The following is a 25984-nucleotide window of genomic DNA, read 5'->3' on the forward strand; positions in this document are numbered from 1 at the left end:
TCAGCGCGACAGGTTTTTCCACCGGTTCGCGGGCCGTGACGCCTGTCGTACTGGAGTCCATATCGGCCATGGCCGAACGGTTCAGCCCTGCGGATCGTCGAGCTGGTAACCCAGACCGCGGATCGTCGTGATGATGTCGGCGCCCAGCTTTTTGCGGATACGCGTCACGAACACTTCAATCGTGTTCGAATCGCGGTCGAAATCCTGATCGTAAATATGCTCGATCAGTTCGGTGCGCGACACCACCTTGCCCTTGTGGTGGAGCAGATAGGACAGCAGCTTATATTCCTGCGCGGTCAGCTTGACCGCTTCGCCGGCCAGCGTAACGCGGCCCGAACGGGTGTCGAGCCGCACGTCGCCCGCGGTCAGTTCGCTCGACGCATTGCCGGCGGCGCGGCGAATGAGCGCGCGCAGGCGGGCGATCAGTTCTTCGGTCTGGAACGGCTTGGCCAGATAATCGTCGGCGCCGGCATCCAGCCCCGCGACCTTGTCCGACCAGCTGTCGCGCGCGGTCAGCACCAGCACCGGGAAATTGCGCTTTTCGCGGCGCCAGCGGTCGAGCACCGTCAGCCCGTCGATTTCGGGCAGGCCCAGATCGAGGATCGCGGCATCGTAATTTTCGGTCGAACCGAGGAAATGACCATCCTCGCCATCGGTCGCCAGATCGACGGCATAACCTGTCGCTTCCAGCGTCGCCTTTAGCTGCGGGCCGAGGGTGGGTTCGTCTTCGACAATCAAGATCCGCATTCGGACGCCTTTCCTTGGCGGACCGGTGACCCCGGCCGCATGTTTCGACTGTGTATCAAGTCCGAACGATCATCGCAAAATGTCGTTGCGAAGCGCGTCGGCGATTTCGGAAGCTTCAGGGTTTGCGGCCGACGATCCGGCCGGTGCGGGCATCGACATAGACGACGACGACCTGGCTGCCGTCCATGAACTTCAGCGCATAGATCATCCGGCCCGCGTCGAACTGCGGCCCGCCGAGATAGGTCATCTCGCTATAAGGCGCGCGCGAACGGACTTCGGCGATCAGCCGGTTGAGCGGAATGACCTGCCCCTGCGCCGCCGCATCGCGCAGATGATCCTGATCGCGATTGCCGCGCGCGGCCGCGGGTGCGCCTGCGGACAGTAGCAGGGCCGAAATGAGCGAGAAGATCAGGGTACGGGTCATGGCCGTCTCTCTAATGCAAAGGCATTGAATAGGCGATGAATGGTCCGGTCAGCTGGCGTTTCGCTTGTGCGTCGGGTCGACCGGGCCATGGTGGGCGCGGCAGGGATTGAACCTGCGACCCCACCCGTGTGAAGGGTGTGCTCTACCACTGAGCTACGCGCCCGTCCGGGGATCGACCGAATGTCCGACGCCCGAAAGCCGGACGTCCATAGCCGCTGCGCCGATGATTGCAACGGCGATTTCGCCGAAATGGCCGTCCGGATGCAAATCAGGCCGCAGCTTGCGCCGCGGCCTGAAATATTCTCACCCAAAGGGCTGGCCAATCAGTTGACCGCGTCCTTGAGCGCCTTGCCGGCCTTGAACTTGGGCTGGTTCGATGCCGCAATAGTCATCGTTTCGCCGGTGCGCGGGTTGCGACCGGTCGATGCCTTGCGCTTGCTGACTGCGAACGTGCCGAAACCAACGAGACGAACTTCGCCACCCTTTTTCAGCGAACCCGTGATCGCTTCGAAAACGGCTTCGACCGCCTTGCTCGCGTCACCCTTGGTCAGGCCGCTCGAGTCAGCGACGGCGGCGATCAGGTCTTGTTTGTTCATGCCTAAGGAACCCCTGCTTTTGGTTGATTGAATGATTCATGGTCATGCCATGGGGCGCCACTAACGCCGTTTCGCCCCGCCTTGTCAAAGCAAAAAAGGGCGAAAACGGCGGTTAAACGACGATTTTGCGACGAAAAGCAGGGCTGCGAGACGTCGATCCGCCGCCGTCAGTGGCGAATCGTCGTCTCGGGGTCCGTTCCCGGCGCCAGCGGCGGCGAAGCGGCGAGTTCGTCCGCCTCGGTCCATTCGATCGGCACGACCGGGCTGACCAGCGCTTCCGCCAGCACCTGATCGACGTGGCTGACCGGAATAATCTTCAACCCGCTGGTGATATTCGCCGGGATTTCGACCAGATCCTTTTCATTTTCTTCGGGGATCAACACGGTCTTGATCCCGCCGCGCAGCGCCGCGAGCAGCTTTTCCTTGAGGCCGCCGATCGCCAGCACGCGGCCACGCAGCGTGACTTCGCCGGTCATCGCGACATCGCGGCGCACCGCAATGCCGGTCAGCGTCGAAATCATGGCGGTGACCATGCCGACGCCCGCCGACGGGCCATCCTTGGGCACCGCGCCTTCGGGCAAGTGGATATGGATGTCCTTGCGCGCGAACAGGCTCGGCTTGATCCCGTAACTCGGCGCCCGCGCCTTGACGAACGACAGCGCCGCCTGGACGGATTCGGTCATCACTTCGCCGAGCTTGCCGGTGGTCCGCACCTGGCCCTTGCCCGATGCGGTCACCGCTTCGATCGTCAGCAATTCGCCGCCGACCTCGGTCCAGGCCAGGCCGGTGACGGCACCGATCTGGTCCTCCAGATCGCCCATGCCGTGGCGATATTTGCGCACGCCCGAGAAGTCCGAAAGATTGTCGGGCGTAATCGTAACGCTTTCCACCTTGCCTTCGAGAATGCGGCGCAGCGCCTTGCGCGCAAGCTTGGCGATCTCGCGCTCCAAGGTGCGAACCCCCGCTTCGCGCGTGTAATAGCGGATCAGGTCGCGCAGGCCTTCCTCAGTCAGCTCGAATTCGCCGTTCTTCAGCCCGTGCGCCTCGATCTGCTTGGCGATCAGGTGACGCTTGGCGATCTCGACCTTCTCGTCCTCGGTATAGCCTTCGAGCCGGATGATCTCCATGCGGTCGAGCAAAGGCTGCGGCAGGTTCAGCGAGTTCGCGGTGGTCACGAACATCACGTCGCTGAGGTCGACGTCGATTTCCAGATAATGATCCTGGAACTTCGTATTCTGTTCGGGGTCGAGCACTTCGAGCAGCGCCGACGCGGGATCGCCGCGGAAATCCTGGCCCAGCTTGTCGATTTCGTCGAGCAGGAACAGCGGGTTCATCGTCCCCGCCTTTTTCAGGTTGGTGACGATCTTGCCCGGCAGCGAACCGATGTACGTGCGGCGGTGGCCGCGGATTTCGGCCTCGTCGCGCACGCCGCCCAGCGACTGACGAATGAATTCGCGCCCGGTCGCCTTGGCGATGCTCTTGCCAAGGCTGGTCTTGCCGACGCCCGGCGGGCCGACGAGGCACAGGATCGGCCCCTTCAGCTTGTTGGTGCGCGCCTGCACGGCCAGATATTCGACGATCCGATCCTTGACCTTTTCGAGCGCATAATGGTCGTCGTCGAGCACGGCCTGCGCCGCGGCGATGTCCTTTTTCAGCTTCGACTTCTTGCCCCACGGCAGGCCGATCAGCGTGTCGAGATAATTGCGCACCACCGTCGCTTCGGCCGACATCGGCGCCATGGCGCGCAGCTTCTTCAGCTCGGCGTTCGCCTTGGCCTTTGCCTCCTTCGACATTTTCATGCCGTCGATCTTTTGCTGCAATTCAGCGAGGTCGTCGCCGCCCTCGCCATTGTCGTTGCCGAGTTCGCGCTGAATCGCCTTCAATTGTTCGTTGAGGTAATATTCGCGCTGGCTCTTTTCCATCTGGCGCTTCACGCGGCCGCGGATCTTCTTTTCGACCTGCAGCACGCCGAGTTCGCCCTCCATGAAGGCGAACACCATTTCGAGCCGCTTCGACGGCGTATCTTCGACGAGCAGCGCCTGCTTGTCGGACACCTTGATATTGAGGTTGCCCGCCACCGAGTCCGCAAGGCGCGAAGCGTCGTCGATCTGCGACAGCTGCACCGCGGTTTCGGCGGGCATCTTCTTGTTGAGCTTGGCGTAATTTTCAAACTGATCGACCACCGAACGCATCAGTGCGGCGGTATCGACGCTGTCGTCGACGGTGTCGGCGATCGGCTTCACGCTCGCCATCACCGTCTTGTCGTCATTCGTCAGCGCGACCAGCTTGGCGCGCTCCTTGCCTTCGACCAGCACGCGAACCGTGCCGTCGGGCAGCTTGAGCAGCTGCAGCACGGTCGCGATGACGCCGACGTCGTACAGGTCTTCGCGCTGCGGATCGTCCTCGCCCGGATCGAGCTGGGCGACAAGGAAGATTTCCTTGTCGCTTTCCATCGCGGTCTCGAGCGCGGCGACCGAGCGGTCGCGCCCGACGAACAGCGGCACGATCATGTGCGGGAAAACGACGATGTCACGCAGCGGCAGCAGGGGAAAAGATTGCGTCATTACGGCTCCTGGACGGGCGCCACGACCGGACGCACCGCCCCTCTTATAGGGTGTTCCTCGCTAATATGGCGTAACTTCGCACGCATTCAATGTCGGAGTGCTGAACGGGAAGAGCATAGAACCCTTCCCCGTTTGTCCTGAGGAGCCATTGAGCTCGTCGATATGGCGTCTCGAAGGATGCTCGCAGCGCGGGATCCTTCGAGACGGGCCTTCGACAGGCTCAGTCCCTCCTCAGGACGAACGGTTGAATTCAAAACGGCAGCTTGAAACCCGGGGGCAGCGGCAGGCCGCTGGTCATCTTGCCCATTTCTTCGTTGCTCGCCCGGTCGGCCTTTTCGCGTGCGTCATTGAACGCGGCGGCGAGCAGGTCTTCGAGCATCTGTTTGTCCGAAGGAACGATCAGGCTGTCGTCGATGCTGATCGACTTGATCCGGCCCTTGGCGCTCGCCAAAATCCGCACGAGCCCGCCGCCCGAGACGCCTTCGACCTCGACGCTGTCGAGCTTCGCCTGCGCCTCCTGCATCTGGGCCTGCACGGTGGCAGCGGCTTCCTGCGCCGCCTTCATCATTTCTTCGATCGATTTCATGCGTTCGACTTATGGCGATTGTCGGCGGGGTCTTCAAGACTGGCGTCGGGAAAAGCCGCCAGTGCGGCCTTCACCACCGGCAGTTCGCGAATCCGCGCATCATTGTCGGCGGCGGTCGCGGCGCGCACTTCGCCCAGGCTGGGCCGCGCATCGCCCTCCCCCGCCCTGACATGCCAGCGGCTGCCCGTCGCGGCAAACAGCGCGTCGCCCAGATCGCGCGGAAAAGCGGCGGACAGCGCCGGGTCGGCGGCAAAGACCAGCTCGCCCGGCGCAAGGTCGATGACCCGCACATGATCGTGCACCTGCACCGCCAGCCGATGATTGCCGCTGCTCTCAAGCAATTGGTGAATCTGCGCGATCGTCAGCGACGTGGCCGGACTTTCGGTCAGCGGTGCCGCCTCGGCGACCGGCGCTGCGAGGGCAGCCGTCTCGCCCCCGGGCGCAGCGGCGGGCGCCGCGAGCGGCATCGTCGGTAGCCGCCCCGATTCCAGCAACTTCGCCAGTTCGCCCGGATCGGGCATCGACGCGGCATAGATCACCCGCAGCAACAGCATTTCCAGATGCTCGAGCGGATTGTTCGCGCGCAGCACCTCGTCATGGCCCTTGAGCAGCAGCTGCCACAACCGGTTGAGCGGCGCGAACCCCAGCTTCTGCGCCCAGTCGCCGATGCGTTCGCGGTCGGCCTCGGCCAGCGCGGGATCGTCATGGCGCGACACCTTGGCCAGCGTCACCGCGTGGGTCAGGTCCATCAGCCCGCGCACCATCGCCACCGGCTCGATCCCCAGCGCATATTGTGCGCGCGCCAGATCGATCGCACCGCCGCTGTCGCCGTCCAGGATCGACGCCATCAGATTGGCAATTGACGAACGATCCGACAGCCCGAGCATCACGCGCACCTGCGCCGCGCCGATCATCCCGCCGCCATCTAGATCGGCATGCGCGATTGCCTGATCCAGAATCGACAGCCCGTCGCGCACCGAGCCCTCGGCGGCATTGGCGATCAGCCAGATCGCCGGTGCCTCGGCCTCGACGCCTTCCTTCTGCAAGATCGCGCTGAAATGCGCGAACAGCATATCGGGGGTGATGCGGCGGAGGTCAAAGCGCTGACAGCGGGACAGCACCGTCACCGGCACCTTGTTCACTTCGGTCGTCGCGAACAGGAATTTGACGTGCGGCGGCGGTTCTTCGAGCGTTTTCAGCAATGCGTTGAACGCGTTACGCGACAACATGTGCACTTCGTCGATGATGTAGATCTTGTAGCGCGCCGACACCGCGGCGTAGCGCACCGCCTCGATGATCTCGCGCACATCGTCGACGCCGGTGTTCGACGCAGCGTCCATTTCGATCACGTCGATATGGCGGCCCTCGGTGATCGCACGGCATGGTTCGCACACGCCGCACGGATCGATCGTCGGCCCGCCCTGGCCGTCGACGCCGATACAGTTCAGCGCCTTGGCGATCAGGCGCGCGGTCGACGTCTTGCCGACCCCGCGCACGCCGGTCATCAGAAACGCATGCGCCAGCCGGTCGCGCGCGATCGCATTGCCCAGCGTGCGCACCATCGCATCCTGCCCGATCAGCTCGGCAAAGGTTTGCGGGCGGTATTTGCGGGCGAGGACGCGGTAGGGGCCCGAGGACGCGGCGGGCGCGGGCGTCTCCGGCAGGTCCATGCCCAGCATCGTCGGTTCGTCGTCGGCGGAATCGCTCATGGCATCGTCTTAGCCACGACCGCGCGAAAGACGAAGAGCTTAATCCAGTGCGACACCCAACCGTGCGGCCTCTGCCGTCCAGACCCCCGCAAGGGCTTTCGAGCGCGCGGTTCGCTGGAGCAGGTCGCTCGCGAGCAAGGTCGCGGTTTCGGCATAAGCTTCACATATTCGGCGAGAATCGTTGGATTTCCGGGCCTCCTCGAGCTGCGGCATCGATATGATCAGCCCCAGTACCGCGGCGAGCGGGTCGGCGGGCGCATCGTCGCGGCTCGCATCCTCCGCCGCAAACTGCAGTTCGTCGAGCTGTGCGGCATCGGCTTTGCCCGACTTCTCAAGCCGCCAGCGGAGCCATCGTGCCAGCCGGTCCCAATAGGCACGCTGGTCGGTCACCTGATCGACATAGGGGTCGGCGCCGCCATCGAACACCGCCGCTGTCAGATCCCGTGTTGCCGCGTCCTTGCACTGGTCGGCGGTAATCGGCGTTGCCGTTACGGGCGGCGGCGGCACGGGGCGCTGCGCGTCATCGGGCAGAAAGCCTTCCGCTTCGCGTCTGTCGAGCGCCAGCAAGTCCGCCCGCGCGCACGCCAGCGTCAGCCGCCCGCCACGCCAGCTCAATCCTGCGTAGAGTAGCTCCGACGCTCCGTCGCCGCCGATCATCCTGCTGTAGAGGCGGTTGGCGTCGGCAATTTCGGGGGCAGAGGGTGCGGGCTCGCGAGGCGCATCATTGTCAAGGATCCAACCGGCCTTTTCGAGTGCCGATGCGACGGCCGCCTCGGCTGCAAGTCCCGCTTCCGGTTGGGCGATCTTGGCACGAAATTCGACCAGCATGAGCGCATCGGACCAGCTTGTCCTCACGAGATTCGCGCCCGTGAAAGGGGCATAGGCAGGGCCGAGCCTCACGGCAGCGGGACTTGGCTCCGCGGCAGTCCTTGCCGCGCCGAACCGATACGGTCCCGCTTGTGCCAACCCGCACAGCTCCGGCAATGCCGATCCCATGACGATCGGTTCCGCCGCCACCGCCCGCCCCGACACCATTGCCAGCACCGCCGCCACGACAAGTCCGCACAGACGCATGAATATCCCCCACCAAGTCCGAGAGGGGCTTGGCGGGCCTTTTGGGTCAACGCAAGGCCCGGCATGTACCGGACAGGTGGCGGTGCGTTTTGGAGGGTGGGAGCCGGAACGACCCGCAGCGAATTCGTTGCGGCTGCTTCCTTCCGGACCTGACCGGGTTGGCGAAGACTGCGTCCGCCCGACTCCCGCGGCGCATATGGCGGGGGTCGAGGGGAAATGCAAGATCGGCTCGATCGTCCGGGGTTAGGTCGGCTTCGGGGTGGAAAGCGGACGGAGCGATCCTCCCCGGAACGGGGAGGGGGACCAGCGAAGCTGGTGGAGGGGCACCATCGGTTTGCCTTGCCGCCGAAGTCGTGATCCATTGCGACGTTCCCCGAACGCTTGGCTCTTCCAGCCCGGCGCTGCGGTAACCTCCTGTGCCCCTCCACCACCCTTCGGGTGGTCCCCCTCCCCCGTTGGGGGAGGATCGGCTACGTCCGCAATCGGTCGTTTGTGGCCATTTGGCGCCACCCCCCCCATCTCCCCTTGCCTTTCCCACCCCACCTTGCTTCGCTCCTCCCATGACCCTCAAACCGACTCATCTCGACGAAACCGGCGCCGCGCACATGGTCGACGTCGGTGCGAAACCCGCCACCCAGCGCCGCGCCGTCGCCAGCGGCCGCATCAGCATGGCGGCGGACGCGCTGGAGGCGATCCGCAGCGGCAACGCGCCCAAGGGCGACGTCCTCTCGACCGCGCGCATCGCCGGGATCATGGCGGCCAAGCGCACCGCCGACCTCATCCCGCTCTGCCATCCGCTCGCGCTCACCAAGGTCGGCGTCGATTTTGCATGGGAAGCCAATGGCATCGCGGTCACCGCGACCGCCGCAACCAACGGTCCGACGGGGGTCGAGATGGAAGCGCTCACCGCCGCGTCGGTCGCGCTGCTCACGCTTTACGACATGGCGAAGGCGCTCGACCGCGCGATGGTGATCGGCGATATCCGGCTGCTCGAAAAGAGCGGTGGGCGTTCGGGCGACTGGCGCGCCGAATGAGCGCGTTGCTGCCGGTCGAAGCGGCGCAAGCACGATTGCTGGCGCTCCGCGAACCGCTGCCGACAGAGAAAATATCCTTTTCCGAATGTGTTGGTCGCTACACCTCGGACGATATTCTCGCGGCGCGCGATCAACCTGCCGCGCCGCTTTCGGCAATGGACGGCTATGCGATTCGCTTCGAAGACCTGCCCGGCCCCTGGACAATCACCGGCGAAAGCGCCGCGGGTACCGCGCCCGATCGCGGGGTGAACGCAGGCGAAGCGATGCGGATCTTCACCGGCGCGATGCTTCCCGACGGCGCCGATACGGTGGTCGTGCAGGAGGACGTCGCGGCCATTGACGCCGCGCTGGTGCTAACCGGCGACGGCCCGGGCGCCCACGGCCGCCATATTCGCGCGCGGGCCAGCGATTTTGCCGCGGGCGATTGCCTCCTCCCTGCGGGAACCCGCCTGACCCCCGGCGCGATTGCCGCCGCGGCGATGAGCGGCGCGGGCCAGCTCGCGGTCGGGCGCCGCCCCCGCGTTGCGATCCTGACCACGGGAGACGAACTCGTTCAGGCGGGGCGACCGCTCGCCCCGGGCCAGATCCCCGACAGCAACAGCCCGATGCTCGCCGCGATGCTCGCCGGCGAACCCGCTATCGTCAGCCTGCCGCATCACGTCCGCGACGACCGCGCCATACTTACCAAGCTTTTGAACGAGTTGGCGCGACGTCACGACGTCATCGTCACCGTCGGCGGCGCGTCGGTCGGCGATCATGACCATGTCCGCGGCGCGCTTGCAGACGCGGGCGGGACCATTGATTTCTGGAAGATCGCGATGCGCCCCGGCAAGCCGCTGATCGCCGGAACGATCGGTGACGCCGCGCTGCTCGGCCTGCCCGGCAACCCGTCGTCGGCGTTCGTCACCGCGACGCTGTTTCTTCTGCCCCTCGTCCGCCATCTCGCCGGCGCGCGCGATCCCTTGCCCGCGATCCACCAAGCGCCGCTCGCAATCGCGTTGGACGGCGGCGGCGCGCGCCGCGACTATCTGCGTGCGCGACTCGAGAGGGGCCGTCTCACCCCGCTGATCGGCCAGGACAGCGGCAGGACGTCGCCGCTCGCCGCCACGAACGCGCTGCTGATCCGCGAGATCGCTGCCCCGCCGCGCGATGCGGGCGCCTTGGCTGACTATATCGTCATCGCTTGACAAGTTCCGCTCTGTTCCACTATCGTTCTCATTATGTCCGGTTCTGGTCCTGACGGAGGATGATCGATGTTGACCGCCAAGCAGCATGAACTGCTTCACTTCATTCAGCAAAAGCTCGACGCAGGCGGCATTTCGCCCTCGTTCGAGGAGATGAAGGAAGCGCTCGGACTCAAGTCGAAATCGGGCATACATCGCCTGATAAGTGCCTTGGAAGAAAGGGGTTTCCTCCGCCGCCTACCCAACCGCGCCCGCGCGCTCGAGGTGATCAAGCTCCCCGAAGGCAGCAAATCCGCTGTGGGCAATGATCGCGACAATGTCGTCCCGCTGCGCAAGCCCGCCCCCGCGATGCGGCCGATTGCCGCGAACGACATCGTCGAGGTGCCGCTGCACGGCAAGATCGCGGCGGGCGTCCCGATCGAAGCGTTCGAGGATTACAACAACCTCGCCGTCCCCGCCGCGCTGCTCGGCGCGGGCGAACATTATGCGCTCGAAGTGTCGGGCGACTCGATGGTCGAAGCGGGGATTTTCGACGGCGATTATGCGCTGATCCAGAAAGCCAGCACCGCGCGCGAGGGCGACATCGTCGTCGCGCTCGTCGACGGGCAGGACGCGACGCTCAAATATTTCCGCCGCGAAGGCCCGATGATCCGGCTCGACCCCGCGAACAGCGCCTATGAGCCGCAGCGCTATCCCGCCGATCGCGTCATCGTGCAAGGACGTCTGTCGGGATTGCTTCGTCGTTACCACTAAGCTGTTGCGGGCGGCGCCACGGATGCGCATCGGCTCGACGCAGTGCGCTGACGGCGGTGGGCGGATCGTCCAGATAGAGCGCCAGCCCACCGGTTTCGGCCAGGCTGTCGCGATCGATCGTCATCCAGCGTCCGACGCACTCGCGCGGTAACCAGCGGTCGCTGATCACGACATCGGCGGCGGCGCAAGCGGCGGCCATATCGGCGCCCTCGATCCGATCACGCCCGCGCGATGTGAGGATGATCCGCCGCGCGGGGCCCTCGCCCTGGCTCCAGCGGCAAAAATCGCGGTTGCATTCGACATGGTCGAGCTCGGCGAGCGCCGCCAGCGGCGTATCGATCCCCGCCGCCTCGGACAGCGTATCGCGGACATAATCGCCCGCCCGGTCACGCAGCAGCGCGTAGCCGCCATCGGGCAAGGCCGCGGCGATATGCTTGCCGTCGCCCGTCACCAACAGATCGGGGCGCGGCTGGGCAAGCAGCGCCGCCATGCCGACCGCCACCGGGATCAGCCCCGCCCGGCGCCAGCGCGTTTGCCAGAGCAGAAACCACAACCCGCCGAACACCGTGATCGCAAATCCCCATGGCGGAAACACAGGTAACGTAGCGACGGCGCCTGGGGCAGAGGCCACCCAATGCGCCAATCCAATCAGTGCGTTAAGGGCTTCTTCGGCAATCCACCAGAAAGGCGCGCCAAGACCGATGCTGTCGAACATCAGCGCCAAGGCTTCGGCGGGCATGATGACAAAGGTCGTCAGCGGGATCGCGACCACATTCGCAAGCGCGCCATAGAGGCCCGCCTTGTGGAAATGGAACAGCGCTATCGGCGCCAGCGCGGCCTCGACGACCAGTCCGGTCAGGATCAGCGCTCCCACGCCGCGGCCCAACCGAAACACCCACGGCTCCTCGCGCCGCGCGACATAGGCGCGCATCCAGCGGCTTTCGTGGAGCGCCACGATCGCGGTGACCGCGGCAAAGCTGAGCTGAAAGCTCGGCCCCGCCAGCGCCTCTGGCCGCCACAGCATCACCAGCAACGCCCCCGCCGCCACCAGCCGCAGCGTCATTGCCTCTCGCCCCATCAGAAAAGCTACCATCACCAGCAAAGACGCGATGAACGACCGCAGCGTCGGCACTTCGGCCCCGGCAAGCAGCGTGTAGCCGCCGCCCGCCAGCGCTGCGGCGGCGGCGGCGAGCGGCAGCACCCAGCCCCGCAGCGCCAATCGCCGACTGAGTGCGAGCAACCGCATCGACAGCAGCATCGTAAAGCCGACCACTGCCGTCACATGCAGTCCGCTGATCGACAGCAAATGGGCCAACCCGCTGCGCCGCATCGCCTCGTCATCGGCCTCGCTGATCGCGCCGCGGTCGCCCGTTACCAGCGCAGCCGCGACGCCCCCAGCCGACCCGTCGACCTGCTCGTGGATATGCCGTGTCAACCGCGCCCGCAGCGGCGGCGGCCCCTGGCCCGCACCGGGCGCGCGGCCGATGTCGCCGATCACCGTCCCGACCGCGCCCAGTCGGTCGAACCAGGCGCGCTGGGCGAAATCATAGCCGCCGGGCAGGCTGGCGGTCGGTGGCGGCATCAATCGCGCCCGCAGGCCGATCCGCTCGCCCGGGATGACCCCGGCGGCCTGCTCTTCGCTCGCCGTCACGCGTAATCGCGGCGGTAGGTCGGCGCGCGCGTGGGGACGGACGATCAACCGCACCTGTCCGCGCGCCGGTTGCGCGTCAACGCGCTCGACCTCGGCTGAAAAGCTGGTGGTGACCGGCTGCGCCAGCACCGGCGCCGCAACCCACAGCGCACGCCCCCAGATGAGCAGGATACCGGTCGCCATGACACCGCAGCCGATGACGATTGCGCGGCCCAGCCGCCGCTCCCAGCCGATCATGCCGCCTGCCAGCGCCCCTGCGCCCAGCGCCAGCAGCGACCCGATCCAGTGCATCGCCGTCGGCAGCGCCAGCCACAGCGCGATCCCGGCGCCAAGCGCGGCGGGAAGCCACAACGCGATCCGCTCGCGCTCTGCCTCGAGCCGCAGCTCGATGGTGTCGCCCAGCGCTTCCCAGCGACTGCCACGGCGCGGGGCAATGGGCGTTTGAAGCTGTCTTGTCGCCATGCTAGGGGCTCCCCGAACGCCGCCGCGACGCGCGGCAAATTGAGTGAAAGAGGCCGTGGTGGCAACCGATATTGAAACCGATATGACCGCGAAAACCCCGGAGGCAACCGGCGCCGATGTCGTAACCCGTTTTGCTCCGTCGCCGACCGGTTTCCTGCATATCGGCGGCGCGCGCACCGCGCTGTTCAACTGGCTGTTCGCGCGCCATCATGGCGGCAAATTCCTGCTCAGGATCGAGGACACCGACCGCGCGCGATCGACCGACGCCGCAATCGACGCGATCATCGACGGGATGCAATGGCTGGATCTCGATTGGGACGGCGAGACCGTGTTCCAGTTCGCACGCGCCGATCGCCATGCGGCGGTCGCCGCTGAATTGCTGGCGAAGGGCGAGGCCTATCGCTGTTATCTGACGCAGGACGAGCTCGCCGCGATGCGCGCCGAAGCGCAGGAAAAGCGCCTGCCCTTCCGCGTCCGCAGCCCCTGGCGCGACCGCAGCGACGGCGATCCGTCGATCCCGCACGTCGTTCGCCTGCGCGCGCCGCAGGAGGGTGCCGTAACCATTGCCGACAAGGTGCAGGGCGAGGTCACCGTCCAGAACGCCGAACTCGACGATTTTGTCCTGCTGCGCAGCGACGGTACGCCCACCTATATGCTCAGCGTCGTCGTCGACGATAACGATATGGGCGTGACGCACGTCATCCGCGGCGACGACCATCTCAACAACGCCTTCCGCCAGCTCGCGCTGATCCGCGCGATGGGCTGGCGGGAGCCGACCTATGCGCATGTGCCGCTGATTCATGGCGCCGACGGCGCGAAATTATCGAAACGCCACGGCGCGCTCGGCGTCGACGCTTACCGCGACGAAATGGGCTATCTCCCTGAAGCGGTGAACAATTATCTGCTCCGCCTCGGCTGGGGCCATGGCGACGATGAAATCATCAGCCGCGAACAGGCGACCGAATGGTTCGACCTTGCCCATGTCGGCCGCTCGCCATCGCGCTTCGACTTCAAAAAGCTCGAAAATCTCAACGGACATTATCTGCGCGAGGCCGACGATGCGCGGCTCGCCGCGCTGGTCGCGCCGCGCGTCGAAAAGCTTGCTGGCCGCGCGCTCACCGACGCCGAACGCGCTACGCTGACCCGCGCCATGGAATCGCTCAAACCGCGCGCCAAGACGCTGGACGAAGTCGCCGACGGCGCGATGTTCCTGTTTCAGGGCGATCCGTTGCCGGTGGACGAAAAGGCTGCCGAGGTGCTAAAGGCTGCGCCCGAAGGCTTGCTGGCTGCCGTGACGCAGCGGCTGCGCGGGCTGGACCAATGGACGATAGAAGAGCTGGACGCCGCCGTGCGGGCCGAGGCCGAAGCCGCCGAATTGGGACTCGGCAAATTGGCTGGACCGTTGCGCGCTGCCTTAACCGGCCGCACCGTTTCCCCAGGGATTTTCGACGTGCTGTTGTTGCTCGGGCGTGATGTCAGTCTGGCCCGACTTGACGCAGTGCAACATTATCCGGCAGGGGCGTAGCCACGCTCTCTCCTCGCCGTCATAACAGGGAAAAAAATATGACCGACCAACCCGCAAAAATCACCCTGGGCGACAAGACTGTCGAAAGTCCGGTATTGTCGGGCACCATCGGCCCCGATGTCGTCGACATCCGCAAATTCTATGCCCAGACCGGCGCCTTCACCTACGACCCCGGCTTCACCTCGACCGCCAGCTGCGAATCGCAGATCACCTATATCGACGGCGACGAGGGCGTGCTGCTCCATCGCGGCTATGCCATCGGCGATCTTGCTGAACATTCCAGCTTCATGGAAACCTGCTACCTGCTGCTGAATGGCGAACTGCCGAACGCGCAGGAACTGGCCGACTTCGACAATACGATCACCCGCCACACGATGCTGCACGAGCAGCTGGCGACCTTTTACCGCGGCTTCCGCCGCGACGCGCATCCGATGGCGATCATGTGCGGCGTCGTCGGCGCGCTCTCGGCCTTCTACCACGATTCGACCGAGATCCACGATCCGCACCAGCGGATGATCGCCAGCCACCGCCTGATCGCCAAGATGCCGACGATCGCCGCAATGGCGTATAAATATTCGGTCGGCCAGCCCTTCGTCTATCCCGACAACAAGCTCAGCTACACCGGCAATTTCCTGCGCATGACCTTTGGCGTTCCGGCCGAGGAGTATGAGGTGAATCCGGTCGTCGAGCGCGCGCTCGACCGCATCTTCATCCTCCACGCCGACCATGAACAGAATGCGTCGACCTCGACCGTCCGCCTTGCGGGCTCGTCGGGCGCAAACCCGTTCGCGTGCATCGCGGCGGGCATCGCCTGCCTGTGGGGGCCGGCGCATGGCGGCGCCAACGAAGCCGCGCTCAACATGCTGCGCGAAATCGGCCGTCCCGAACGAATCCCCGAATATATCGCGCGCGCCAAGGACAAGGACGATCCGTTCCGCCTGATGGGCTTTGGCCACCGCGTCTACAAAAACTACGACCCGCGCGCGACGGTGATGCAGAAAACGGTGCGCGAAGTTTTCGACGCGCTGAAGGTCAATGACCCGGTGTTCGAAGTCGCGCTGCAGCTCGAGGAAATGGCGCTCAGCGACCCCTATTTCGTCGAGAAGAAGCTGTTCCCAAATGTTGATTTCTATTCGGGCGTCATCCTGTCGGCGATCGGTTTCCCGACGACGATGTTCACTGCCCTCTTCGCGCTCGCCCGCACGGTTGGCTGGGTCGCGCAGTGGAACGAAATGATCTCGGACCCCGCACAAAAGATCGGCCGTCCGCGCCAGCTCTACACCGGCCCCGCACCGCGCGATTATGTACCGGTAGGTCAGCGCTAATCGGGTCCGAAACCGAAAAGAAAAGGGGGCGCTAGACCGCCCCTTTTTTGGCCTGTTACGACCGATTGCGGACATTGCGACCAGATGTTTTCTGATGCATCTCCGGTCATATGGAAACCAGTCGCGCCATCGTTTCGCTATCGCTTACTGCTGTACCAGTTGCGGGTGAGCCATTCGATTTCGATCTGTCGATTGAGCAGCCTTATCTTGAAACAGAGTTTGTTTGGCGCTGTATCGTGACAACAGGCCAATTCCAAACACCGCTAAGAGTTGCAGGAGGCGATGGTTTTCAGGCGCTTTGCCTAGCTATCGATTATGTTCGGTGGACATTTAAGACGTTTGAAGAGGGCGGCGGCAGATTCCTCTGCGCAGGAGATGACTTCAGTTTGGTCGAAGCCTATCACTTCTTGGCACCAAACTAGCTACGCGTCTCATGTCTGCTATTCGCCCCTCAAGCTCGAAAGCCGACTGTCCGCTTCCCGCTCCAAAGCTGATGCCATCCCTTAACCAAAATCCCGCGCCGGCAAACTCAACGTAAACCGCGCCCCCTGCCCCGGCGCGCTTTCGACCGTTAGGTCACCGTCCATCGCCCGCGCCAGGCGCCGCGCGATATAGAGGCCCAGCCCCGAACCTCCGCTGTCGGTGCGCCCCAGCCGCTCGAATTTTTCGAACACCACCGCCTGCTGTTCGGCATCGATCCCCTGCCCCTGGTCGGCGACCGTCACCATCGCGCGGTCGCCGTCGCGGTCGACGCGGATCCAGATTTGCGAATTGTCGGGCGAATAGCGGATCGCATTGCCCAAGAGGTTGAGCAGCACCTGCAACACGCGACGGAATTCGCCGGTCGCGGGGGCCTTGTCGTCGACCTTGGGCGCGTCGATGCGGATGCCCTTTTCCTCGGCCTTCATGCCGAGCAGACCGACCGCGCGGCGCGCCAGATCGCCGAGATCGATTTCGTCGGCGGCCGCCTTGAACCCCGGGCGCTCGATATTCTGCAAATCGGCGAGGTCGTCGACCAGACCCAGCAGATGCCGCCCGGCGTGGGCAATATCGCCCGCGTAGCGCGCATAATCGGCACGGATCGGTCCATCGAACTGACCCGAGATCGTCTCGGCGGTCGCGATGATCCGGCTCAGCGGACCGCGCAGCGCACCGTCGATGCGGCGGCCGAATTGCGGATCGGACAGCGGCAGCGATCCGAACGCCGGGTCGATCAGCGTCGCCGCGGGGATCGCTTCAACCGCAGGGTCCGTTTCTGCCGCCATCGCCGTGCCGCGAAATCCGGTGAAGCGCCCGACGCCGTCGAACAGCGCATCACCCGACAAGGTCATGGACAGCCGTTCGGTCCCGGCATCCGCCCGGACCAGCTGGCCATCGAACCGCGATTGCCGCGCCAGCGCGCGCAGGACCGGAAAGCGACCGTCGCCGTCGGGTTGCAGTTCGAACAGCTCGGACAGCGACCGTCCTTCCCAATCGGCAGGAACCGACGGCGCGTCGGGCGCCGCGCGCAGCGCGACCATTCGCAGCTGCTGGTCGCACTCCCACGTCCACCCGTGCGGTGCTGCGATAGGGTCGGTGATCACCGGAATCTGCGGCTGGGTCATCGGACGCGTCCGCCAATCGCTGATCTCGAGCGCCGCCCCGTCGGCATCGGGAATGATGCGGACCAGAGCATGAATATCGCTATGGTCGTCGGCGGCGTGCAGCGGGCGGCTGACGTCGCGGTGCAGCCGCTGCGCCAGCGCGACCAGTCGCGCCAGATGCGGCAACGCCAGCGGCTTGCCGAGCCCCGCGCCCGCGCGCTGTTGCAGACGCAGCAGCGGCGCGTCGGCGCTAACCAGCGCGCCCGACCGGTCGATCCGGCCGCGGACGATCCGTTCGCTCATTATGCGGTCAGCCCCGACATCGGCAACGCGCCATCGTCGGTGACCGCACGGGCGGGCAACATCGTCAGCGACGCTTCCAGCGGCGCCATTGCAGCGCGATCGAGGCCCAGCGGCGCCAGCAACGACGGCAGCGCCGCGGTCTCCGCGGTCAGCAGCGCCAGCGCCATGTCGCCATAGCTGCGGCGGTGCGCGGCTGCCGCCAGCGCGATCAGCGTCGGCCAGTCATGGCGAAGGATCGCGTCGCGCGCGGCATCGGCCAGTCCGGACCCCAGCTGGTCGCGATACGCGGCGCCCGCCTGGGTGATCCCTTTCTCATCGGCATGGCGCTCGGTGGCGATCCGCACCGCGTCGCCCAGCTCGGCGGCGCGTTTATGGTCGTGACTGACCTCGGACAAACGCCAGCCCGCAATATCCAGCAGCAGGGCGCGAAAGATGTCGTCGTCCAGATCGGCAACGGCAAGCGCGGGATGGCCCAGCGCATCGAACCGGCGGCGGTCGGCGATCTGCAACGCCAGATAGGCACGATCGACGTCGGACAACGGCGCATCGATTGAAGGCGCGTCCGCCACTGCCTCGTCGGTCTCCGGCAAAATGGGCGGCGGGCTGCTACGCAGCATCGACAAGTCGCGCCAGCGATGCTCCTCAGCGCGCGCAAAGCAAATGCGCGCCAGCCGTTCGGCCCCCGGCAACCCGCCGCGCAGCCATTCGCGCCACAAACGGTCGGTATCGATCGCGCGATCGAGCCGCGTCGCAACGTCGATGACCAGTCGCCGCGCGATGCCCAGCGACAAGGCGCGCTGTTCCTCGGTCAACCGCGCGACCGTCGGCGCCGCCAGATAGCCGGCGAGTTCGCGCAAGCGCGCGGACAGCGGATCGATGCCGGACGAGGAGGCGGAGTCAGTCATGCACGGTCGCGGATAGCAGGATGACGTTAATACGCGCTAAACCTTGAAGCGCTTTGTATTAGCGCGCTTCCGGACGACGCGCCAATCGCAGCCAGACCAATATCTGGAGCAGCGCGAGCAACGGCAGGATCGCGAACATCAGCGAGGAGAAACCGAACAGCAGCGCCGGGGCCAGCATGATCCACGCCTGATCGGCATCGGGCAGCAGCCAGTGAAAGCGCCTGCGCTCGCCCGAATCTTCGTACAGCGATCGCGCGACGAGGATCGTCGCGGCGAGGCATGTCGCCAGCGCAGCCTCTGAAAACGGCGGCATCTGGTGCCCCGGTCCCGCCAGCGACACCAGCCACGGAAACACCGCGAGCAGAAGCCAGGCAAAAATCCGGATGACGTCGCGCGCCCGGTCTTGCGCGGCACTTTCGGCCCGAAATGCCGACAGGAAACGCATCGCGGTCAGCCCCAGGCCGCCAAGGATGGCGACCAGCGCGCCCGCGGCGGCCAACCCGCTCGCCGCCAGCGCCGCGACCGCCACCCATAAAAGCGCCGTGACATAGGGCAAATAGCGCGCCGTGGTCGGCGATTTGACCAGCAGCGGCCCGGCGAGCCGGATGATCGGCATCATGATCGCCGACCGCCCGAACCCCATCCCGCCATATTCGACCTGCTGGAGGCTTGACTGCTCGATCAGCGCCGCGGTCGGGCGATCGGTGACGATGGCAATCTCACCCTGCTCGAACAAGGCCGGTTCGCAATAGAGCCGCCGTGCACCCGATTGCACCGCGAGGCGCAGCAGGGTGAGCATCATGTCCCATTCGCCCGGCATCGCGGCCAGCTCGGCGACCATCGGCTGTGAGATACTCGCGAGCCCGCCCCAGCGCCGCGTCGCGTCAATGCGCTCGAACCCCTGCGTCAGCGGCGTATCGCCGGTGACGAGGATCGCGGGCGCTCCGGGTTTGGCGATCGCCGCATAATGCGTCCCGCCTGCGCGCAGCCCGTCGGTGACCAATATGATCCGGTCATCCTCCTGCACCAGCCCCATCAGGTCGGTGGCCGCGCGCACGGGGGTTATCTTCAGCCCGCGGCGGCGGATCCGGTCGCACGTCGCGAGCAGGTCGGCGGGGACTGCGGCCACCGCGACCGCGATATGTGTCACCCCGACATCGGCCAGCCGCGCCGCCTGCCGCTCGATCAATGTTTCGCCCGCGACGGTCACGAGCGCGCGCAGCCCGCCGTCGGGCAAGACTTCGCTGGCGCCAATCAGCGCGATCAGGGCCATCGACGGGCAGGAAAAAGCAGGTTGGTCACGGCGCACCGTCATATGGCGCACAGCCGGTTTGGCAAGCATCGCTTGTCGCGGCGGCAACCGGCGTGATACGCCGCCACGGTGACAGACGCTGGTTCGGCAGTAATCATCGGCGCTTCAGGCGGGATCGGCGGCGCCCTCGCCGAAGCTTTGCACGCCGATGGACGCCATGACGTCATCCACCGCTTCGCTCGCTCATTCCCGGCAACACATCGCATCGATCTCACCGACGAGGCCTCGGTCGCGGCCGCGGCGGCGCTGGTGCGTGACAGCGGCTCGCCGCCACGGCTGGTCATCGTCGCGACTGGCCTGCTCCACGCCCAGGGACGCCAGCCCGAACGCAAGCTCGCCGACATCGATCCCGACTGGATGGCGCGCAATTTCGCCGTCAACACGATCGGTCCTGCGCTGGTGGCCAAATATTTCCTTCCGCTGCTGCCGCGCCACGGGCGCACACTGTTCGCGATGCTGTCCGCGCGCGTCGGCAGTATCGGCGATAACCGCAGCGGCGGCTGGTACAGCTACCGCGCCTCAAAAGCCGCGCTCAACCAGCTGGTGCGCAGCTTTGCGATTGCCGAGGCGCGCCGCAATGCCGACGCCCTTGTCGTCGCGCTGCATCCCGGCACCGTCGACACCGGCCTGTCGGCGCCATTCCAGCGCGGCGTCCCTCCCGAAAAGCTTGCCAGCGTGCCGACCGCAGCCGCCAACCTGCTGCGCGTGCTGGGGGCGCTGACGCCGAGCCAAAGCGGCCGGATTTTCGCGTGGGACGGCAGCGAAATCATTCCCTGAAAACCCACCGAATCGCTGGCATTTCCCGCCACCGTCGGCTAGGTAAAAGCCACTTCCCGAAAAGCAGAAAAAAGGCCGGGTCTTGACCGAAGAAAATACGCCGACGCCGCCGTCCGAAGACGGCATTTCGCCGATCAATATCGTCGACGAAATGAAGACAAGCTACCTCGATTACGCGATGAGCGTGATCGTCAGCCGCGCGCTGCCCGACGTGCGCGACGGCCTGAAACCGGTGCATCGCCGCATTCTCTATTCGGCGTTTGAAAGCGGCTATGTCGCGGGCCGCCCCTATCGCAAATCGGCGCGCATCGTCGGTGACGTGATGGGTAAATATCACCCGCACGGCGACAGTTCGATCTATGACGCGCTCGCGCGCATGACGCAGGACTGGTCGATGAGCGTCCCGCTCGTCGACGGTCAGGGCAATTTCGGGTCGATGGACCCCGATCCGCCGGCGGCGATGCGCTACACCGAATCGCGCCTGGCCAAGGTCGCGACCACACTGCTCGGCGATCTCGACAAGGATACCGTCGATTTCCAGCCGAACTATGACGGCTCCGAATCCGAACCGACCGTCCTCCCGGCACGTTATCCCAACCTGCTCGTAAATGGCGCGGGCGGCATCGCGGTCGGCATGGCGACCAACATCCCCCCGCACAATCTGGCGGAGGTGATCAACGCGACGCTCGCGACGATCGACAATCCCGAAATCACCCTCGACGAACTGATGGCGATCGTCCCCGGCCCCGACTTCCCGACCGGCGCGATGATGCTGGGCCAGGGTGGTGTGCGCAATGCCTATGCCACCGGCCGCGGCTCGATCATGATGCGCTCGACGCATGTGATCGAGGAAGGCAGGAACGATCGCCAATCGATTGTATTGACGTCGATTCCCTTTCAGGTCGGCAAGTCGGGCCTGGTCGAGAAGATCGCCGAGGCGGCGCGCGACAAGCGGATCGAGGGAGTTGCCGACATCCGCGACGAATCGAACCGCGAGGGCGTCCGCGTCGTCATCGAGCTGAAGCGCGACGCGACCGCCGAGGTCGTATTGAACCAGCTGTGGCGCCACACCCCGGCGCAGTCGAGCTTCCCCGCGAACATGCTCGCGATCCGTGGCGGCCGCCCCGAAATGATGGGGCTGAAGACGATCCTGTCGGCGTTCATCGATTTCCGCGAAGATGTGATCACCCGCCGCTGCAAGTTCGAGCTGAACAAGGCGCGCGACCGCGCGCATATCTTGCTCGGTCTCGTCGTCGCGGTCAGCAATCTCGACGAAGTCGTCCGCATCATCCGCGGCTCGTCCAGCCCGGCGGCGGCGCGCGAAGCGCTGCTGCTGCGCGAATGGCCGATCGGCGATATCGCACCCTATATCCGTCTCGTCGAAGCGATCGAGGGTGAGGTCGAAGAGGCGGCGACCTATCGCCTGTCCGAAGTACAGGTTAAGGCGATCCTCGACCTCCGCCTGCACCGCCTGACCGCGCTTGGCCGTGATGAAATCGGCAAGGAACTCGGTGAGTTGGCGGCCGAAATTGAGGAACTGCTTTCGATCCTCGCCGACCGCGACAAACTCTATGCCGTGATGCGCGAAGAACTTGTCGCGGTGCGCGACGAATTCGGCAAACCGCGCCGCACCCTCCTCGCGCCCGCCGCCGACGGCATTGACGACGAGGATCTGATCGAGCGTGAGGAGATGGTCGTCACCGTCACCCTCGACGGCTATATCAAGCGCACCCCGCTCGACACCTTCCGCGCCCAGCGCCGCGGCGGCAAGGGCCGCGCGGGCATGGCGACAAAGGACGAGGATGTCGTCACCGAGCTGTTCGTCACCTCGACGCACACCCCCGTCCTCTTCTTCTCGACCGCGGGCAAGGTCTATCGCATGAAAGTGTGGCGCCTGCCCGAAGGCGGCCCGGCGACGCGCGGCCGCCCGATGATCAACCTCCTCCCGCTCGCGCAGGGCGAAACGATCTCGACCGTTCTCCCACTGCCCGAGGACGAGGCCGAATGGGGCAAGCTGCACGTGATGTTCGCCACGGCGAAGGGCAGCGTGCGCCGCAACAGCATGGACGCCTTCACCAACGTCCCGTCAAACGGCAAGATCGCGATGAAGTTCGAGGGCGAGGACGAGGACGACCGCCTGATCGGCGTTGCCCTGCTCGACGAGAGCGACGACGTGCTGCTCGCGACGCGTCAGGGCAAGGCGATCCGCTTTGCCGGCGACGACGTCCGCGAATTCCAGAGCCGCAATTCGACCGGGGTGCGCGGGATGCGCCTCGCCGATGGCGACGAAGTCATTTCGCTGTCGATCCTCCACCGCGTCGGCACCAGCAGCGAGGAGCGCGAAGCCTATCTCCGCGCCGCACCGTGGAAGGACAATGAGAATGAACCGACGCTGGAGGGCGACCGCATGGCCGAGCTCGCCGCGCGCGAACAGTTCATCCTCACGGTCTGCGCCAACGGCTATGGCAAGCTTTCGTCGGCCTATGAATATCGCCGCACGGGCCGCGGTGGCCAGGGGATCACCAACATCGACAATATCGGCCGCAATGGCCCCGTTGTCGCGAGTTTTCCCGCGACGCAGGCGCATCAGCTGATGCTCGTCACCGATCAGGCGAAGCTCATTCGCATGGGGCTCGACACGATGCGCGTCATCGGCCGCGGCAGTGCGGGCGTCCGCCTGTTCGACGTCGCCAAGGACGAGCATGTCGTCTCGGCAGCGTTGATCGAGGATGGCGACGAGGATGAGGCCGAAGGCGTCGAGGCCACCGAGGCCGCGGCGGCCCCCCCGGCAACGGACGCGCCCTCCGCATGACCGCCGCGACCGCCTTCAAGATACTGACCCAGCAGCAATGGGCCGATTTTGAACGCGAGCGCGTGTTCCGCGGCGCCCCCGTGGACATTGCCGACGGTTATATCCACCTGTCGACCGCCGAACAGCTGGAAGGCACGATCGCCAAATATTTTGCCGATTGCCGCCCGCTCATGATCGCCGAGGTGGACCTGTTCCTCCTCGGCGACGCCGTCCGTTGGGAGCCAGCGCGTGGCGGCGACCTGTTTCCGCATATCTATGCCGAACTGCCGATCCATGCGGTCGTGAGCCTGCAAAAGCGCGACTGACGATCTTCGCCCCCGCGTCCGGCGCGGCGGTGGCCGACACTCATCGACAATTTTTCGCCGCCGGTCGGTTCTTGCTTCGGCTGCCCCCATGCGCCTACCACTGTCGGTCATCGCACAACATATTGGGGGAAATCGACAATGCGCCTGATTCTTGCCGCCGCTCTGCTGGCCTCGACTGCCCTGCCCGCCGCTCACGCGCATGAAACCGCCGCACCCGCCGCGGCATCGACGCCGGTTCCCAAGGAAGACCTGCTCAAACCGCCCGCCGACGCGGTCCGCTATCTCGTGGTGTCGGAAGCCGGTCAGCATGGTACCCAGTGGCAATGGCAATTGCCCGATGGCCGCACCGCCTATCGATGGTCGCAGGAACTTCGCGGCTGGATCACCGAGATGGATCAGGTCACGACCTTTGCCGCGGACGGCACGATTGCGGCGACGACCGTTCGCGGCGTCACGATGTCGGGCGACGCGGCGGAGGATTATCGCGTCGCGGGCGGCCGTGCGACCTGGAAAACGGCGACCGACGCGGGCGAAGCCGCAGCAGGCGGCTGGTATATCCCGGCGGGCGGCGTCGGCATCGCCAATGCCCCGCTGATCAACGCGCTCGCTGCCGCGGGCGACAAGGGGCTCGATTTCCTGCCCAGCGGCAAGGGCCGTATGAGCTTTGGCCCGACCCAGGTGATCAATGGCCCGAACGGCCCTAAAACCGTCCAGCTCGCTTTCATCAGCGGCATATTGCCCTCGCCCTATCCGGTCTGGCTCGACGAGCAGAAGCGCTATTTTGCCGACGTCAGCTTCTTGTCGGTGATGCCTGCGGGCTATGAAGGCGCGCTCCGCCAGCTGCGCGATGCGCAGGACGCCGCGACCGCCGACACCGTGGCCGCGATCGCCAAACGCTTTCAGTCCCCCGCCGCCAGGGCGCCGGTGCTGTTCGACAATGTCCGGCTGTTCGACGCCGACAAGGGCGTGTTCCTGACCGATCGCGCCGTGCTCGCGCAGGAGGGCAAGATTGCCGCGATCGGCGCCGCCGGATCATTGAAAGCCCCCGCGGGCGCGCAGGTCATCGACGGCGCCGGCAAGACGCTGGTCCCCGGCATCTGGGACAGCCATCTGCATATCGGCGACGACTGGAGCGTGCTCGCCAACATGGCGAACGGCATCACCAGCTTCCGCAGCCCCGGCACCACCTTCGACCGCGCAGTCGATGCGACCAAGCGCCGCGCCGCGGGAACGCTGCTCATGGGCGAGCCCTTCATCTCGGTCATCATCGACAAAAAGGATCCCCTCGCCGCGCAGGGCGCCGAAGTGGTCAGCAGCGAGGCCGAAACGATCGCCGCGGTGCGGCGGGTCAAGGATGCCGGGCTGTGGGGGATCAAATTCTACACCTCGATGAACCCGGCGTGGATCGCCCCCGCGGCCAGTGAAGCGCACAAGCTCGGGCTGCACGTCCACGGCCACGTCCCCGCCACGATGAAGCCCAGCGAAGCCGTCGCGGCGGGCTATGACGAGCTCACCCACCTCAATTTCGTCGTGATGGAATCGATGCCGCGCGACGTCATCGACCGCGCCAACACCCGCCAGCGGATGGAAGGACCGGCGCGCTACTTTAAGGACGTCGACCTCGACGCGCCGCTGATGTCGGGCTTCATCGCCGACCTGGCGAAAAGGAAGACGCTGGTCGACCCGACGATCGTCATCTTCGAAGGCATGCTGACACAGGACGGCGGCAAGCCGCACCCGGCCTATGCCCCCTATATGGGCATCGTCTCGCCGGTCATCGAACGGTCGAACTTCATCGCGGGCGGCTATCCGCTCGTCGAGGGGCTGACCCGCGACGATTACCGCAAAAGCTATGCGAAGATGGTGGAACTGGTGGGCCGCCTGCACAAGGCGGGCGTGCCGATCGTCGCCGGGACCGACGGCTGGGGCATCGAACTCGTCCGCGAACTGGAAATCTACGGCCAGGCCGGCTTCACCCCCGCCGAAGCGCTCCAGAGCGCAACGATCATTCCCGCCCGCGTCGTCGGCGCCGACAAACGCACCGGATCGATCGCGGTGGGCAAGGAAGCCGATATGGTGCTGGTCGATGGCGACGCATCGACCGATCTCGGTGCGCTCCGCCGCGTGGTGACCGTGGTGAGCGACGGCTATGTGATGGATGCCGACGCGCTGCGGACTGCGGCGGGGTTCAGCGGGCGCCCGAAATAGGGAACGGCGCTGGCCGCCTGTTTCGGGCAGGCGCTACCGACGTCGGCACGGTCGTCCGCTTTGGGGTGGCGAGTGGGCCTACCTAGATGGTCGCCCCCGCGAAGGCGGGGGCCGCCAGCCGCCTATTCCTGCGCCGCCGAGTAAA

21 protein-coding genes, 1 tRNA gene and 1 other RNA gene are annotated in these 25984 nt (G+C 65.6%); 10 read left to right on the plus strand and 13 right to left on the minus strand.

What is annotated here, in order from left to right:
* Positions 1-81: 81 nt before the first annotated feature.
* The 9 genes from G9408_RS05655 to ffs form a co-directional block, all read right to left on the minus strand.
* Positions 82-747, minus strand: a complete 666-nt coding sequence (locus tag G9408_RS05655; protein ID WP_120215989.1) for a response regulator transcription factor — start codon at positions 745-747, stop codon at positions 82-84.
* 115 nt (positions 748-862) lie between these two features.
* Entirely contained in the window at positions 863-1171 is a 309-nt protein-coding gene (locus G9408_RS05660) for a hypothetical protein (protein WP_120215988.1), read from the minus strand.
* Between the two features lie 88 nt (positions 1172-1259).
* A tRNA-Val gene (locus G9408_RS05665) sits at positions 1260-1334 on the minus strand.
* A 160-nt stretch (positions 1335-1494) separates the two neighbouring features.
* A complete protein-coding gene (locus G9408_RS05670) occupies positions 1495-1767 on the minus strand; it encodes an HU family DNA-binding protein (protein WP_088441614.1) in 273 nt (90 codons plus the stop codon).
* Between the two features lie 167 nt (positions 1768-1934).
* On the minus strand, positions 1935-4331 hold the full coding sequence (gene lon / locus G9408_RS05675; RefSeq protein ID WP_168453041.1) for an endopeptidase La: 2397 nt from the start codon (positions 4329-4331) through the stop codon (positions 1935-1937).
* 250 nt (positions 4332-4581) lie between these two features.
* Positions 4582-4917 carry a YbaB/EbfC family nucleoid-associated protein gene (locus tag G9408_RS05680; protein ID WP_120215986.1) on the minus strand — a complete coding sequence of 112 codons (336 nt, stop codon included), beginning with the start codon at positions 4915-4917 and terminating at the stop codon, positions 4582-4584.
* Positions 4914-6626 carry a DNA polymerase III subunit gamma/tau gene (locus G9408_RS05685; RefSeq protein ID WP_168453042.1) on the minus strand — a complete coding sequence of 571 codons (1713 nt, stop codon included), beginning with the start codon at positions 6624-6626 and terminating at the stop codon, positions 4914-4916. Before G9408_RS05685 ends, G9408_RS05680 begins: the two co-directional genes overlap by 4 nt.
* 39 nt (positions 6627-6665) lie before the next feature.
* Entirely contained in the window at positions 6666-7700 is a 1035-nt protein-coding gene (locus G9408_RS05690; RefSeq protein ID WP_168453043.1) for a hypothetical protein, read from the minus strand.
* Positions 7701-7792: 92 nt separating this feature from the next.
* An RNA gene (gene ffs, locus G9408_RS05695) (signal recognition particle sRNA small type) lies at positions 7793-7890 on the minus strand.
* A gap of 370 nt (positions 7891-8260) precedes the next feature.
* On the opposite strand from ffs, the gene moaC reads away from it, so the two are divergent.
* The 3 genes from moaC (at position 8261) to lexA (ending at position 10671) form a co-directional block, all read left to right on the plus strand.
* Positions 8261-8734 carry a cyclic pyranopterin monophosphate synthase MoaC gene (gene moaC, locus G9408_RS05700; protein ID WP_168453044.1) on the plus strand — a complete coding sequence of 158 codons (474 nt, stop codon included), beginning with the start codon at positions 8261-8263 and terminating at the stop codon, positions 8732-8734.
* Entirely contained in the window at positions 8731-9921 is a 1191-nt protein-coding gene (locus G9408_RS05705; RefSeq protein ID WP_168453045.1) for a molybdopterin molybdotransferase MoeA, read from the plus strand. The genes moaC and G9408_RS05705 overlap by 4 nt, the downstream gene beginning before the upstream one ends.
* Positions 9922-9987: 66 nt before the next feature.
* Entirely contained in the window at positions 9988-10671 is a 684-nt protein-coding gene (gene lexA, locus G9408_RS05710; RefSeq protein WP_168453046.1) for a transcriptional repressor LexA, read from the plus strand.
* On the opposite strand, the gene G9408_RS05715 is transcribed toward lexA, so the two are convergent.
* Positions 10625-12784, minus strand: a complete 2160-nt coding sequence (locus G9408_RS05715; protein ID WP_168453047.1) for a ComEC/Rec2 family competence protein — start codon at positions 12782-12784, stop codon at positions 10625-10627. The two genes, lexA and G9408_RS05715, sit on opposite strands and share 47 nt — an antisense overlap.
* A gap of 82 nt (positions 12785-12866) precedes the next feature.
* Between G9408_RS05715 and gltX the strand changes: the two genes are divergently transcribed.
* From gltX to G9408_RS05730, 3 genes are all read left to right on the plus strand, one after another.
* Positions 12867-14309 (plus strand): glutamate--tRNA ligase, encoded by a 1443-nt coding sequence (gene gltX, locus G9408_RS05720; protein WP_168453048.1) that lies wholly within the window; start codon positions 12867-12869, stop codon positions 14307-14309.
* A gap of 38 nt (positions 14310-14347) precedes the next feature.
* A complete protein-coding gene (locus G9408_RS05725) occupies positions 14348-15634 on the plus strand; it encodes a citrate synthase (RefSeq protein ID WP_168453049.1) in 1287 nt (428 codons plus the stop codon).
* A gap of 110 nt (positions 15635-15744) precedes the next feature.
* The gene (locus G9408_RS05730) at positions 15745-16056 is read left to right on the plus strand and encodes a hypothetical protein (protein ID WP_168453050.1); all 312 of its coding nucleotides are present in this window, start codon (positions 15745-15747) and stop codon (positions 16054-16056) included.
* An 81-nt stretch (positions 16057-16137) separates the two neighbouring features.
* Here the strand turns inward: G9408_RS05730 and G9408_RS05735 are convergent, their stop codons facing one another.
* From G9408_RS05735 to G9408_RS05745, 3 genes are read right to left on the minus strand one after another with little or no spacing between them, the layout of a single operon-like run.
* On the minus strand, positions 16138-17520 hold the full coding sequence (locus tag G9408_RS05735; RefSeq protein ID WP_168453051.1) for a sensor histidine kinase: 1383 nt from the start codon (positions 17518-17520) through the stop codon (positions 16138-16140).
* Positions 17520-18425, minus strand: coding sequence for a hypothetical protein (locus G9408_RS05740; RefSeq protein ID WP_168453052.1), 906 nt, complete (start codon positions 18423-18425; stop codon positions 17520-17522). Before G9408_RS05740 ends, G9408_RS05735 begins: the two co-directional genes overlap by 1 nt.
* 58 nt (positions 18426-18483) lie before the next feature.
* Positions 18484-19698: a hypothetical protein gene (locus G9408_RS05745; RefSeq protein WP_235957478.1), complete on the minus strand. Its 1215-nt coding sequence runs from the start codon at positions 19696-19698 to the stop codon at positions 18484-18486.
* A gap of 108 nt (positions 19699-19806) precedes the next feature.
* Here G9408_RS05745 and G9408_RS05750 point away from each other — a divergent pair, with 108 nt between their 5' ends.
* The 4 genes from G9408_RS05750 to G9408_RS05765 all read left to right on the plus strand — a co-directional run bounded on the left by G9408_RS05750 (position 19807) and on the right by G9408_RS05765 (position 25839).
* A complete protein-coding gene (locus G9408_RS05750; RefSeq protein WP_168453054.1) occupies positions 19807-20514 on the plus strand; it encodes an SDR family NAD(P)-dependent oxidoreductase in 708 nt (235 codons plus the stop codon).
* A gap of 82 nt (positions 20515-20596) precedes the next feature.
* Positions 20597-23326, plus strand: coding sequence for a DNA gyrase subunit A (gene gyrA / locus G9408_RS05755; RefSeq protein WP_168453055.1), 2730 nt, complete (start codon positions 20597-20599; stop codon positions 23324-23326).
* The gene (locus G9408_RS05760) at positions 23323-23631 is read left to right on the plus strand and encodes a DUF952 domain-containing protein (RefSeq protein WP_168453056.1); all 309 of its coding nucleotides are present in this window, start codon (positions 23323-23325) and stop codon (positions 23629-23631) included. The genes gyrA and G9408_RS05760 overlap by 4 nt, the downstream gene beginning before the upstream one ends.
* A 138-nt stretch (positions 23632-23769) precedes the next feature.
* Positions 23770-25839 (plus strand): amidohydrolase family protein, encoded by a 2070-nt coding sequence (locus G9408_RS05765; RefSeq protein ID WP_168453057.1) that lies wholly within the window; start codon positions 23770-23772, stop codon positions 25837-25839.
* The last annotated feature ends 145 nt before the right edge of the window (positions 25840-25984 follow it).

The organism is Sphingopyxis microcysteis (assembly GCF_012274265.1).
In the GTDB taxonomy this organism is placed as follows: domain Bacteria; phylum Pseudomonadota; class Alphaproteobacteria; order Sphingomonadales; family Sphingomonadaceae; genus Sphingopyxis; species Sphingopyxis microcysteis.